Annotated in this window: 10 protein-coding genes and 1 pseudogene; 6 read left to right on the top strand and 5 right to left on the bottom strand. The window is 59.4% G+C overall.

The genetic code is table 11. From position 1 onward, the window contains the following. Positions 1 to 41: 41 nt before the first annotated feature. Complete coding sequence (locus EJB06_RS24605; protein ID WP_126076669.1) at positions 42 to 764, top strand: GGDEF domain-containing protein; 723 nt, start codon at positions 42 to 44, stop codon at positions 762 to 764. 204 nt (positions 765 to 968) lie between these two features. Further along, entirely contained in the window at positions 969 to 1,298 is a 330-nt protein-coding gene (locus EJB06_RS24600) for an IS1 family transposase (RefSeq protein ID WP_126076668.1), read from the top strand. A 109-nt stretch (positions 1,299 to 1,407) separates the two neighbouring features. On the opposite strand, the gene EJB06_RS24595 is transcribed toward EJB06_RS24600, so the two are convergent. Both EJB06_RS24595 and EJB06_RS24590 read right to left on the bottom strand, forming a co-directional pair. Then, a complete protein-coding gene (locus EJB06_RS24595; protein WP_198420909.1) occupies positions 1,408 to 3,423 on the bottom strand; it encodes a glycoside hydrolase family 9 protein in 2,016 nt (671 codons plus the stop codon). Positions 3,424 to 3,641: 218 nt separating this feature from the next. Further along, on the bottom strand, positions 3,642 to 4,061 hold the full coding sequence (locus EJB06_RS24590; RefSeq protein WP_126076667.1) for a sulfatase-like hydrolase/transferase: 420 nt from the start codon (positions 4,059 to 4,061) through the stop codon (positions 3,642 to 3,644). 160 nt (positions 4,062 to 4,221) lie between these two features. Here EJB06_RS24590 and EJB06_RS24585 point away from each other — a divergent pair, with 160 nt between their 5' ends. The 3 genes from EJB06_RS24585 to EJB06_RS24575 are packed head-to-tail and all read left to right on the top strand — an operon-like array spanning position 4,222 to position 7,690. Then, positions 4,222 to 6,102: a DUF3857 domain-containing transglutaminase family protein gene (locus EJB06_RS24585; protein ID WP_126076666.1), complete on the top strand. Its 1,881-nt coding sequence runs from the start codon at positions 4,222 to 4,224 to the stop codon at positions 6,100 to 6,102. Positions 6,103 to 6,111: 9 nt separating this feature from the next. After that, on the top strand, positions 6,112 to 6,882 hold the full coding sequence (locus EJB06_RS24580; protein WP_126076665.1) for a hypothetical protein: 771 nt from the start codon (positions 6,112 to 6,114) through the stop codon (positions 6,880 to 6,882). 46 nt (positions 6,883 to 6,928) lie between these two features. Beyond that, on the top strand, positions 6,929 to 7,690 hold the full coding sequence (locus EJB06_RS24575) for a M48 family metalloprotease (protein ID WP_126076664.1): 762 nt from the start codon (positions 6,929 to 6,931) through the stop codon (positions 7,688 to 7,690). 545 nt (positions 7,691 to 8,235) lie between these two features. On the opposite strand, the gene EJB06_RS24570 is transcribed toward EJB06_RS24575, so the two are convergent. The 3 genes from EJB06_RS24570 to EJB06_RS33140 are packed head-to-tail and all read right to left on the bottom strand — an operon-like array spanning position 8,236 to position 11,160. Continuing rightward, positions 8,236 to 10,485: a TonB-dependent receptor plug domain-containing protein gene (locus EJB06_RS24570; RefSeq protein WP_126076663.1), complete on the bottom strand. Its 2,250-nt coding sequence runs from the start codon at positions 10,483 to 10,485 to the stop codon at positions 8,236 to 8,238. Beyond that, positions 10,472 to 10,795 (bottom strand): ATP-binding cassette domain-containing protein, encoded by a 324-nt coding sequence (locus tag EJB06_RS32925; protein ID WP_267876913.1) that lies wholly within the window; start codon positions 10,793 to 10,795, stop codon positions 10,472 to 10,474. Before EJB06_RS32925 ends, EJB06_RS24570 begins: the two co-directional genes overlap by 14 nt. Beyond that, positions 10,792 to 11,160, bottom strand: coding sequence for an ATP-binding cassette domain-containing protein (locus EJB06_RS33140; protein WP_126076661.1), 369 nt, complete (start codon positions 11,158 to 11,160; stop codon positions 10,792 to 10,794). Before EJB06_RS33140 ends, EJB06_RS32925 begins: the two co-directional genes overlap by 4 nt. Positions 11,161 to 12,241: 1,081 nt before the next feature. Here EJB06_RS33140 and EJB06_RS24555 point away from each other — a divergent pair. Beyond that, a pseudogene (locus EJB06_RS24555) lies at positions 12,242 to 12,423 on the top strand (ATP-binding protein); the annotation flags it as partial. Positions 12,424 to 12,478: the final 55 nt, after the last annotated feature.

The raw sequence follows: 12,478 nt of genomic DNA, 5'->3' as shown, positions 1-12,478 counted from the left end.
GCCGCCTGCTGCAGCTGCTGACCACCATCGGCGCCCTGCTGATGGTCGCCGCCAGCGCGGTGGTGCTGGTGCTGTACCGGCGCTCGGCCGGCGCCAACGTGCGCCTGAACCAGCTCAATACCCAGCTCAGCTACCATTCGCGGCACGATGCCCTGACCGGCCTGTACAACCGGCGCTCGTTCCTGGACACCATGGCCGGACGCAGCGCGCGCGGGCGGCGCGGCGACGACCCGCCTGCCGTCGACTGCATCGTGCTGATGGACATCGACCACTTCAAGCAGATCAACGACCGCTGGGGCCATGGCGTGGGCGACGCGGTGCTGGTCGAGGTGGCAAAGCGCCTGGGCGCGGCGGTGCGCGATTCCGACATGGTGATGCGCTGGGGCGGCGAAGAATTCCTGATCTACGCGCCGGGGGCCGACCCTGCGCACGTGGCCGACATCGTGGCGCGCGTGCTGGAGGGCACCGGCGCCACCCCGGTCGAGACCGGCGCCTGCAGCGTGCCGGTGACGCTCACCGCCGGCGTGGTCACCCTGCCCCTGCCCGGCGGCGGGCCCGATGGGCTCGACTGGGAACGCGGCATTCGCCTGGCCGACTGGGCGCTGTATCACGGCAAGGCGAACGGGCGCAACCAGGCGCGCATCGTTACCGGCCTGCTGGCGCCGCTGGACACGGTGCTGGCGGCGCTCGACGACGCCGCCACCGATGCGCAAGGCTTGATCGGAATGGCGTGCGTGCCGGGACCCGCGCAGCGCGCGGAGTGAGCGACGGCATCCTGTAGCGTTGCGAACAATCCTCGCTGCGCCCGCGCCGGGTTGCGACGCTTCGCAAGACCGGCTTGCACTTCCTTACAATGATTATCAGGAACTGAGCAATCACAGGCAAAGCCATTTTTTGTTACCTATGGGAATTATTTGAGTTTATAGTGAGCATTTCCCCGCAGTAGCGCCAACTTCCGACTGGACCCGATGAATCCTTACGAGCCACCCAAAACAAACAGTTCCCCCATCTCCTTGCCGGATGAAGACGCGCAGCCGGTCGGCTGTCCGCATTGCGACCAGGTTTTTCGCGCAACGCCAAAGAAGACCTTCCTGGGATTTCAGCGCTACAGCTGCCCGGCATGCAGCAAGAAGTTCAAGTATCCGCTGTCGCTCGGGTATCGCGTCGCCTACTGGTTGCTGCTAATCGGTTCGTTCGCGATGATAGCCAGCAAACCGGGCACGCAACCGAATCTGTTCACGCTTCTGATGGCGATCGCGGTCATCTCGGATCTTTATCTGATATGGAAGCGCCGATAAGGGCGCACCGGCACGGCTGCCTGGCTCGGTAAGGCGCAGTTCTCGGGCAAGCGGGCTTGCATGCCCGCCCGCAATCAAAAGAAGGCAGTCTGCCCGGCCCGGATAATATCTAGGAAACGAAGCGCGACAGCAGGCGGATGTACGCGCTCTGGTAGCCGTTCGAGTTCTCGGTCACCTCCCACGAATTGATCGGCCAGGAGTCGTTGAAGTCCATATACGACTTCTGCGGCGGCTGCCCGGTCGGCGGCGTGGGCGACTGCGTGCCGCACAGCGGATGCAGGGTCGGACACCCGTTCTCCCAGTGATAGCTGGGATTGGGGCCGCCCACCAGGAAGCCCGGCGGCGGGCCGTAGGTCGAGTCCTTGACGCTGTCCCACCTGGCCGAGCCGTGCGCGAACCAGGTGTGATAGAACTGGTCGACCGAATTGCTGGCCCCGAGCGAACCCATGTTCGACAGGTAGACCTTGCCGAGCGGATTGACCCCGTGCAGGTAATGCACATAGTGCAGCGCAGCGTTCAGGTTGGCGGCGGCCGGGCGCGTGCCCAGGCCGTACAGCGCCAGCGCCGCGAAGCTATTGCCTTCGTGCGATTTGATGGCGTTGCTGCCCCAGGTGTACACCTGCAAGTGCGCCAGGTAGGGATCGGTCCTGGCGCTCATCGCGCTCCAGTGGTCGGTGCCGTCCATGCCGGTGGCGTAGGCTGCGCGCAGGGCGGCCGCCGTGGCCGGCGTGGCGCCAGGCAAGCTGGCATAGTGCATCAGGGCTTGCTGCAGCGCCGCCTCGAACGGCGACACATAGTTCCACCACTCGAACAGATGGGTATTGCGGTACTGCGCATCGACGAAGCTGCTGTAGACCGCCTTGCCGGTCAGCTGGTACAGATAGATGGCGGCGGCCAGCTTGTGGCCGAAGCGGCCGTAATCGTCGGTTTCCTGCTGCCCGGCGCCCAAGCCCTGCGAGTTGTAGGCCGCGTCATTGTTCTTGAACAGGACGTTCGGATTGGCGATGGCCCAGTTCCAGGCGCGCTCGGCGCGTGCCTTGAGCGCGTTGCCGTAACTGGCCAGGCCGGCGCGCGCGCCGAACACCATGGCCCCGAGCGCAAAGGCGCCGGCCGAGGCCAGCGTGGCCGAGGTATTCGGCGGTCCGTACAGGGTCTGGCCGGTCGCCGCCGACGGCGGACTGGCGTGGGCCAGGCCGGCGATCGACAGCATCGCCCCGCTCGGCTCCTGCATCTTGATCAGCCAGTCCATACCCCATTTGATTTCGTCGAGCAGGTCGGGATGCTGGTTGCCCGATTCGGGAATGTTGTAGTCCTTGCCCCAGATGCCGGGGTTGTCGGCAAAGGCGTGCAGCAGGTCGATCAGGTAGCCGGCATGCCAGCGCGTGTACTTGTTGAAGTCGCCGGCGTCGTACCAGCCGCCCGAGACATCGCGTTCGGTCGAGGCGTCGCCCGGGGCGCTGAACAGGCGCGCCTGGCGGTCCTGCAAGGGCCCCAGGTGCGAGGCGGCGTCGGCCCAGCCGGCCCCTGCCAGCTTGGCGGTCTTGGCGATGCCGGCGCGCTGGTAATAGAAGTAGCGCACGGCGGCGCGCAGCACCGGCTTGTAGACGTCGGCAGCGATCCGGAAAGGTGGCGAGCTCACCTTGGCCAGGGCGTCGCGGATGAAGTACTGGCCGGGGGCGGTGACGGCGCTGAAATCGACGTGCCAGGCCTGGTCGCCCGAACTGGCGTCGGTCGCGCCGCCGTTCCAGGCCACCGGGGCGCCGCTGAACACGACCGCGTTGCTCACCGCGTTGACCACCTCGTACACCGTGCCGGGGGAAAAGCTGTCGGCGGCGTCGTAGCCGGTCTGCGGGTTGCGAATCACCGCAATCTTGTCGCGCGCCGGCAGGTAGCCGAACTGGTCGACGACGATGGCCGGCCCCAGGGTCATGGTGGACGGCGCCACTGGCTTGACCAGCGCCCTCGTCCCGGCCTGCGATCCGGATTCGCTTGCGGGCGGTGGCGCGGCGCTGGCCGGCGCGGACGGCGACGAGGACCCGCCGCAGCCGATCAGGCTCATGGGAATCAGGGCGCCGCTCGCCAGCAGGAATTTGCGCCGTTTGTTCGGGGTGTCGCCAGTGTTCATCGTGTCTCCTTTGCCATGCGGATGAATGAGCCAGGCAGACGGAGAGGCAAACAAGCACGGCGTTCGCCAGACTGTCTCCTGCGGGAATGGGTCGTGCGCGGCCGCTGTGGCGACGACGTGACTTTTGTATTTATGAAAACATTCTCGCTGGCGTGCGGGGCCACGTCAATACGGATGGCAGTAGTTGCGCGGTGTTTAGTCGGCGGCGCTAAACAGCCTCATGCCTCGCGGGTACAGGCCTGGAAGATATCCAGCCCGGGGTTGTAGACGGCGGTGTTGATGCCCAACATCCCCAAGGTGGAGTGACAGATATTGTCATGGGAGAACTCCTGCTGCCGGCGCGCCGGCAGGCAGCGCTGGTCCAGCCGGAAGCGTTCGCGAAAGCCGTCGGACAGCCACAGCATGAACGGCACGTGCGTCTGTTGCTTTGGCGCGATCAGGTAGGGAGCGCCGTGCAGGTACAGATTGTGCTCGCCGAGCGACTCGCCATGGTCCGAAAAATACATGAACGCGGTGTCGACATCGTCCTGCGCGCTGGCCTGCCTGAGGATCTCGATGGTCCGGGCCAGCACGAAGTCGGTGTAGAGGATGGTGTTGTCGCAGGGGCCCCACGCAGGCCGCACTATGCCCGACAGCATGTCGCGGCAATGTCGCGAACGGCGACGCAGGAGGCATTCGATGCCGTATTACCCATCGAAAATTGCTTAAATGACTAGCTTGACAGCGGTCTTGCCGGTTTATAATCTTTTCCTTAACACAACAAATTGTTGTGCGCATGCAGATACCCTTGGAGAATGAATGAGATCGACCCTGCCGCACCTTGCCGCATCCCTGTTATTGGCCGTACCGGCCGGCGTGACCAGCGCCGCCGCGACTGCGGAGCCAGCCGAACTGAGCACGCGCATCCAGCGCTATCACGTCAGCTATTCGCTGAACGCCGATTACACGAGCAGCGAAACGCACGACTGGACCATGCAGGTGCTCAAGGAAAATGCCCTGTCGAACGCCAAGGAAGCCTCGATCTCCTACAGCACCAGCATCGAAAAGGCCGACGTCCTCGCCGCCTACACCCTCAAGGCCGACGGCCGCCGCATCGAGGTGCCGAAATCGAACTACCAGGTGGTGACCAACAGCGGCAACGCCAAGGATGCGCCGGTGTTTTCCGACCGCACCCGGCTCACCGTCGTGTTCCCGGAACTGGCGGTGGGTGACACGGTCGGCTTTTCGTACAAGCTGAGTCAGCTCGAACCGATGTTTCCGAAGCACTTCTCGATCGTCCAGTACTTCAACCGCAACACCGCGTACGACGACGTGAAAATCACGATCGATTATCCGGCCGCCCTCTGGACCCAGGTCGACGCGCGCGAACTGACCGGCGCCGCCGCCACCGAGAAGGATGGGCGCAGACAACTGACGTGGACGTTCGCGAACAAGCTACCGCTGAAGAACACGCGCCGCGACTATTCCGTCTACGAGGCCGACGAGGTGCCGGGACTGGCGTTCTCGACCTTCAAGTCGTACGCCGAGATCGCCCAGGCCTATGGCGCGCGCGCCACGCCCAAGGCAGCGGTCACCCCGCAAGTCCAGGCCCTGGCCGACGAGATCGCGAAAGGCCGGACAAGCCCGCGCGACACCGCCCGCGCGCTGTACGACTGGGTCGCCACCAACATCACCTACGCCGGCAATTGCATCGGCACCGGCGCGGTGGTGCCGCACGATATTGCCTTCATCCTGGAAAACAAGATGGGCGATTGCAAGGATCACGCGACGCTGCTGCAAGCCTTGCTGGCGGCCAGGAAGATCGAGAGCACGCAGGCGCTGATCAACGCGGGAAGCAGCTTCAAGCTGGCCAGGGTGCCGGTGGTCTCGCGCGTGAACCACGTGATCAACTACCTGCCGGCCTTCGACCTGTTCCTCGATTCGACCTCCAGCACCACCCCGTTCGGCATGCTGCCCGACGGTTCGCAGGATAAGCCGGCCTTGCTGGTCGACGGTTTCAGGGAAGGCTTGCGCACGCCGGCGCCGCAGCCGGGGTCGAACGTGCAGACCATGAAGACGCGCATCAACATCCTCGACAACGGTTCCGTGACCGGCACTGTCGAGGTCGCGACCAAGGGGGCCTACGCCCTCGATCTGCGCGAGGGCTTGCGCGGCGCGGGCAAGCAAGTCATGGACGACATGGTCAAGAACGTGTTGAAGGGTTTCGGCTACCAGGGCAGCGGCACGTTCGAGAGCGACGACCCGACCGCCCTGCTCGACACCTTGAACTACAAGGCCCGTTTCGAGTTCAAGAATTTCACCCCGTTCCCCGGTGCGGGCGCGTTTGCGATTCATCCGCTGTTTACCAGCGCCGCGCCGGTCGCGCGTTTTGCGGCAAGCGCGGACGAGGAAGGCACGCCGGTGGACTTTGCCTGCACCAACGGGACCAGCACGGAGGAATACGTCTTCACCTTCCCGGCCAAGATGACCGTGCTGGCCGTGCCCGACAATATGGCGCTCAAGACGTCCAACCAGACGTACAAGGCGACCTACCGCCTGAAGGGCAAGCAGCTGACGGTGCTGCGCCAGGTCGACGACCGCACCCGCGGCAATGTCTGCCCCGCCGCGATGGCGGCCGAGTACGACGCCTTTGCGAAGAAGCTGCAGGGCAACCTGAAGTCGCAAGTCGTCTACAAGTAAGGGGTTCGCATGCACCTCCAGCGTCAACTTGGAAAATCCACGTTCAGGCGCGCGCTGCTGCGCGGCGGCGCCGCCCTAGTCCTCCTGCCCGCCGCCGTGGCGGCTGCGCAGACGGCCAGCCTGGCACCCGAAGCGCCTGCGCAAAACATGACAACGCGCATCACGATCAAGCCCGACGGCTCGGCCAGCGGTACCGTGTCGGTGACGGCGAGCGGCGCCTATGCCGAGGAGTTGCGCACCCGGATGCGCGGCGCCAGTCCGGCATCCATGGACCAGGCCGCCACAAGCATCCTGACCAGCCTCGGCTACGAGGGCAGCGCCAGGTTCGAGGGCGCCGCTGCGGCCGCTGCGGACGGCGAGGTGCGCTACACGGTCCGGTTCGAACTGCGCCAGTTCGCCGCCTTGCCGGGCACCGGGTCGTTTCCGGTGCGCCCGGTGACGTTCAGCGCCGCGCCGGTGCTGCGTTTTGCGGCAACCGGCGAGGACAGTGCGCAGGCAAGCCGCGAGTTTGCCTGTTCCCCCGGCAGCAGCATGGAAGCGTATGTGTTCATCCTGCCCGACAACATGAGCTTGACGGGCGGCCCGTCCGAGATGTCGCTCAGGACCGCGAACCTGCGCTACGAATCGGGCCTGCGCCTGGAAGGCCAGCAGTTGAGCATCACGCGCCGGGTGGAAGACCGCCACCCCGGTCCTCAGTGCGCGGCGGGGGACATGCAGGAGTACAGGCAGCTGACCCGCACCGTGCTGGACGACCACAAGGCGAGCGTGCGCTACCGCTAGCGGCCGGGCCGGTCGATGATGGGCAGATCCTTGTTATGATGGCGCCATGTTCCGCCATCTCGTCGCCACCGTCCTGGCCATCTGCCTGTCGCTGCCAAGCGGCGGCGCGCACGCCGTGACGCAGGCGGAAGTGACGGCGGGGGCGGCCAGACTGTATGGGACGCGCCTGGCCGCTCTGGCGCAGGCGGGCATGCTCGACCGCGATGCATCCTTCCTGGCACGCGTTGCACGCATCGCGCGGCGCTTGGGCGAGCAGGCCCGGCGCGACAATCCGGCCGCGCCGCTGTTGTCCTGGGAAATCCACACCAGCAGCGACCCTGACGATAGCGCCTCCTGCATGGCCGGCGGCAAACTGCTGGTCAGCCAGCCCTATGTGGAGCAACTGGCGCTGACGGATGCGGAACTGGCGATGGTGCTCAGCCATGAGATGCAGCACGCGATCCTGCTGCACAACCTGAAGGAATACCAGGAAGCCGTCAGGCGCGATCCGCGCTGGCTGGCCCAGCCGTTTTCGGCGCTGGAAGATGCGGTCGATAACGACGCGCGCCTGATGGGGCAACTGGCATCGTTCAACCGCGAGCAGGAAGTCGAGGCGGACCGCGAGGGCCTGGCGATGGCCTGGCGCGCCGGCTGGCGGGCGAACGAACTGGCCGCTTATTTCAGGAAAGTCGAGCAGGCCAGTCCCATGAGCCATATCGGCAGCGCGACGCACCCGTCGCCGCTGCAGCGCTGGCGCGCGGCGCGCCGGCAGGCCGGGGCGCTCGAGATCGGAACTGCAGGCTCTTCCGCGACGACGACAAAAAACTGAACCCAGAAAGTCAAGTCTTGACATGCTGGTATAGGCGCCAGTTCGGCAGTGGTTCCTGCAACCCGGCCTATATGCTGAACTTTTCCTTGTTCCTAGTCCGCCGCCCCTCAGAACGGGCACGCAAAGACGTCAACACATGCTGGATCACGAGGCATGGCAAAAACCACTTCAGTTACAGGTTGCATGCCAGCGTTGACAAGCGCTGCAAACTGGCGCTGGCGCACGCCTTCGTCGCCGACTCGACAATGCGTGAATCAATGTTCGATAATAGTAACTCCGGCCGGGTAAGCCGACCGCGGCTATCTCAGCGCCGAGCTTCAACAGAATCTGAATGCGAAGGGCTAACGTGTTCAGACCCGACGCAGAGGTAGCACGACACGCGGCATTTAGTAAATACAAAGCAGCGCAACCGCCCCATCGTAAGGCAAGTAGACGTATAACGCATTGACCGCTAATCGATGAGAGATCAAATTGGAGGCAGAGCCCATACCCACCAACAACGACATGAGGCTCGTATTCAGAAAGCCCGCAGCGCGTAGGCCACTCTACAATTTGACATCCAGAGCGAATGTTACTCGACGGTAGGCAGGATTAAAAATTTCTCGCTCTGTAATTGTCTCTGCGGAAAAATAGGCCGTACGGTAGACGGCCGGCCTTTTCAAAATATTGCTGAGAGCAATGCGTAGTTGTGTCTTTTTGTCAAATTTCCAAAGAAAATAGGAACTCAGATCATATGGGGATTTCGCATACTCACGCCTTTGCATATTGATTGCTTGCCAAAGAACATCGTTCCCTCGAGCGCTTACACCTAAGGTAAGTGGAAGAGTACGGGACTTGTAGTCCATGCTGAAACTCGCATTCCAGCGCATAGGGGTCAAATAGTTCCCTGGAAGCGGCAGGGAAGATACGTGCGACCAATTTCTGGAGGCGGCCACGCTAAAGTCGATATCTACACCAAGGTCTAGCAATAATTTCGCCGGAAATTGAGTTTCGACTTCTATACTCTTGCTTGTGGCTTTCCCAACATTTCCATAGGAGGCTTCCCACAGTCCGTCATTAACACTAAGAGTTTCTCTTATTAAATCTTCAATTTTAGCGAACTTTGCCTGGACAGTTACGTTCCAACCATTTTTTCCATTATGTTCAAATGTTGAATCAAGCGACCGTGCTACCTCCGGACGTAGTCCGGGATTGCCCCTGTCGTTCGGGTTCTCAATGCTGTTATTAATCGAAATCCACGGCGGCGACAACAACTGCTCATCGGTCGGCGCTTTGTACATTTTACTCACGGCGAACCGCAGTCGGTCGGTATTTTCCTCATTCAGCTTAACGAGGGCTTGGACGACGGGGCTGAAAATTGTAGACCGTCTGCTAGCGCTTTCATTAGTGATGCCCACAGCATGAATTCGCAGCATCTCGGAACGCCCGCCAACATAGATGGAAGTGTTACCATTCAGCCGCCATTCATCCTGTGCATACAGATCAAATTTGGAAACGCGCGACTCCGTATTCACATCCAGAGACGTCGCATCCATTATGCCAACGACAGTTTTCCGCTCCTGATGCTGACGATCGGCACTACTGTGGGACATCGCCCATCCCGTCATTACTTCGTGGTCTGTCGCGGCTGCTATCGTAACGTTGCCGCTGAAATCAAAGGTCTTTACCGTTGCATGCGTATTACGCGTGAGCGCAAATACGGGCGCGTCCGATGGGCTAAACGTTTCTTGAAACGCTCGAAGTGTGGAGCGATTCAAGCTCGTGGAGACGGTTGTGTCGAGCTTGATACCGTTATCGATATCGGAAACAGACTTTAGTTGAATATTGGAAATATTGCTCTTCGACCGTGAGGACTGCTTGAGGCGCGCGATTGAAAACGGGGCTCCTATGTCGAATTGATGTGTTTCGATGCCGGAGGCATTCCGGTCTACCGCATTGAACGAAGACGTTAGGGTAATATTAGTCCCGCTCCGGCTTTGATATTGGACGCGGGGCGAAATCCTGATATAAACGTTGTCGGCGTCGCGCTGCTGCTGTTGGCGGTATCGTTGTATCAATTTTGCACCGATATCCCTACTTTCTGTCATCACTTCAAAGGGCGCCGAGGATTGCGCGCCATTTTCTCCAGCGGCGATCGATACTGAATACGATAACTTATCAAGCTTGTTTGATGTAAGAAGGTCAGCGCTTTTCGACCACTTATATCCCTTACTCGCGTTTAACTTGAACTGTTTTTGCGCCGTAGCGGAAACCTTCCTCAGGACAAAATTAATCGTGCCAGCGATTGCCTGTGAACTAAACTGCGCATTTCCGCCCCGATAAATTTCGACCCGTTCGATCATGCTCATCGGTATATCGAGCGCATTGCCAGCCCGAGGTGGCTGCCCATCAACCAGCACTTGCGTATAGTCAGCCGAAAACCCTGTCAATTGAATCCGGTTACCAGCGATTAACACGCCGGGAACACGTTGTAAAGCGTCTCCTAAATTACTGTCGCCGTATCGGCCCAGGTCTGCACTACTAACGATTTTCTTTGCGACCGTCGCTTCCCTTGCCGCTTCAATAGCGGTCTTTCCCTGCACACGGACCTGCTGGACCTCAGAAGGCAGAATCTTATTCACATTTAAGTTATCGACAGCCTTTTCTCCGTCTCCAGTTCCAGCGCATGCAGATGTAGCAGCTCCGGAAAAATACGCAACGACTATCGATATAAAAATACGCATAAAAATAATTTCGTTAGAAAATTGGATTCGAAAATACCGGAGTGGATCGCCACCGAAATCATCCCTGCTCATTATCGTTTTCGGTAACAGAAGCACTTATTTCCGACAAATTTGCATCTATAAGACGAAAGACACGGTCAGATCCAACGATAGTGGATTCTCTATGAGCGACCACGATCCTCATTATATTCAAGGCCTTTATCGCTTCATTTACCGAGGTTTCGTTAGCGCAGTCAAGATGGCTCGTTGCTTCATCAAGAATCAATATCTTGGGCTTCTTGAAAATAGCGCGAGCCAAGAGGAGCCGCTGCTTTTGGCCACCTGAAAGCCCATCACCAAAATCGCCTATTTTTGTTTGATAACTCATCGGCATTTTTATTATATCGTCATGAATACTAGCAAGCTCAGCGGACCTGGTAACATCGGCTTCAGTGGCGCCGTCCTGAAAAAAGAAATATTTTGGCGAATAGAGCCCGCAAGTAAAGCGTCTTCCTGCATCACCGCACCTATAATAGCGCGGACATTATTGATTCCCAATTCATCCACGGGCGCGCCTCCATAAAATATGGCGCCCTCTGCTGGCTTTAATAAACCCAGTATAATTTTCGAGAGAGTTGTTTTTCCCTCTCCACTTGGACCCGTTACCGCGACCCGCTCGCCAAGCCGTTCCGTATGACTTGGAGACGGCTGGCATTTCCGCCTTAAAGACCTCTGGATGGAAAGCACATTGTGCCAATCTCTCGGCATTCAACTTTCATGGGTGCAATTTTAGCTTGTTGGAATTAGCCATCTCCATAGATTCCGCTGAGATTCTATCTGCGCGATGGAGGGAGTTGCCGTCGGAACAGTACGTAAAATTCTGGCTATTTCCTCTTTTAGCTCACCTAAAGGACGAATTACGATTTTGTCGAAATGGTTCCGATTTTCCCTATTTGGCGTACGTTTATCCGGCGCGGATTGGGGCAGGCTGATGGACTCGATGCACCCAGTGATTTGATAGTCACGCTTATTTTCGCCGTCCTGAACATTTAGCTTCACTTTCTGCCCTAGCTCTGGTCGAGTGTTTGGGCCGGCTGACGCAAATATAATCATTTTCGTTAATTTGAAAGCGTTATCGCTAAGAGGTGCGACAGAAGATGGCTATTTTTCATCACTCTCGACCCATGCTCGTCGGTAGATTGTTATTGGTAACTTTGCTTTGACACCGAACCATGGAAATCCTGTGGCGAAGGTGAAAAAAAGGATTGCAATTGACCTGTAGGCGCGATAGGAGGCGATTTCAGGGGATCGAAACCGCGAACTGAGCTTCCACCGCTTCCTTTCTGTGCGGCAATTTAATTGCCTTTGTGCACAGCTCGAGAGGCCTTGGAAAGAATATGTATTCTAGCTAAATCGAGCGGGCCGATCGCTTTACCGACTTTTTTATTGCCCAAAGGCAGAATAGCACGAGTGGTAATGTTCGCTTAATATTAACTTAAATATTTCGCTTGCGGTTCATCTCTAAGGGAAGCGCTTATATGGATGTCCCTTGGATTGCAAGCTTTAGCAGCACAATGCGTCAACGGAGCTTGCAGTCTTATATACGGCCTGTCTGCGCAGGCGTTTTATCCTGCTGGCCCGGATGGCATTCGCGGGCAAGGCTCCCATCTGATTTTCGGGCTTAACGGCCCTTTTCCTATCGGAGTGTCCTTGCCGCGGTATGATCTTATGACCTGATTTATTCGTTTAATCCTGTTCCCGGCGCTGCTGCGGCCTGAGACAATAACGCTACGTTCAGCGCCCGCCATTGATCATGCAAAAGAGCTTCTCCGACCTTGAATACGCCGCCAAGAAACTCGCTGGCCTGGGCTTCGTGGAGCGGCACGAGAACGTGGTGTTGGTAGGCCCGAGCGGCGTAGGCAAGACGCACCTGGTGATGGCGTTGGGCTACAAGGCCACGCAGCAGGCATCAAAACGCGCTTCACTACGGCGGCCGACCTGATGCTGGCCTTGTGCACAGCGCATACGCAGGCACCTTGAAAGCGGGTCAAGCACAGGGCGATCAAGTCCTACCGGCTGTTGATCA

Source organism: Massilia atriviolacea, from assembly GCF_003953935.1.
GTDB classification, from domain to species: domain Bacteria; phylum Pseudomonadota; class Gammaproteobacteria; order Burkholderiales; family Burkholderiaceae_D; genus Telluria_A; species Telluria_A atriviolacea.
The sequence above is the reverse complement of the archived record's forward strand: the minus strand, read 5'-3'. Positions and strand labels throughout refer to the sequence as shown.

Excerpts from the sequence above, each read along its gene's own strand:
- EJB06_RS24605 (WP_126076669.1), top strand. The coding sequence starts at position 42 with ATGGTCGCCGCCAGCGCGGTGGTGCTGGTGCTGTACCGGCGCTCGGCC.
- EJB06_RS24600 (WP_126076668.1), top strand. The coding sequence starts at position 969 with ATGAATCCTTACGAGCCACCCAAAACAAACAGTTCCCCCATCTCCTTG.
- EJB06_RS24595 (WP_198420909.1), bottom strand. The coding sequence starts at position 3,423 with ATGAACACTGGCGACACCCCGAACAAACGGCGCAAATTCCTGCTGGCG.
- EJB06_RS24590 (WP_126076667.1), bottom strand. The coding sequence starts at position 4,061 with ATGCTGTCGGGCATAGTGCGGCCTGCGTGGGGCCCCTGCGACAACACC.
- EJB06_RS24585 (WP_126076666.1), top strand. The coding sequence starts at position 4,222 with ATGAGATCGACCCTGCCGCACCTTGCCGCATCCCTGTTATTGGCCGTA.
- EJB06_RS24580 (WP_126076665.1), top strand. The coding sequence starts at position 6,112 with ATGCACCTCCAGCGTCAACTTGGAAAATCCACGTTCAGGCGCGCGCTG.
- EJB06_RS24575 (WP_126076664.1), top strand. The coding sequence starts at position 6,929 with ATGTTCCGCCATCTCGTCGCCACCGTCCTGGCCATCTGCCTGTCGCTG.
- EJB06_RS24570 (WP_126076663.1), bottom strand. The coding sequence starts at position 10,485 with ATGAGCAGGGATGATTTCGGTGGCGATCCACTCCGGTATTTTCGAATC.
- EJB06_RS33140 (WP_126076661.1), bottom strand. The coding sequence starts at position 11,160 with ATGCCGAGAGATTGGCACAATGTGCTTTCCATCCAGAGGTCTTTAAGG.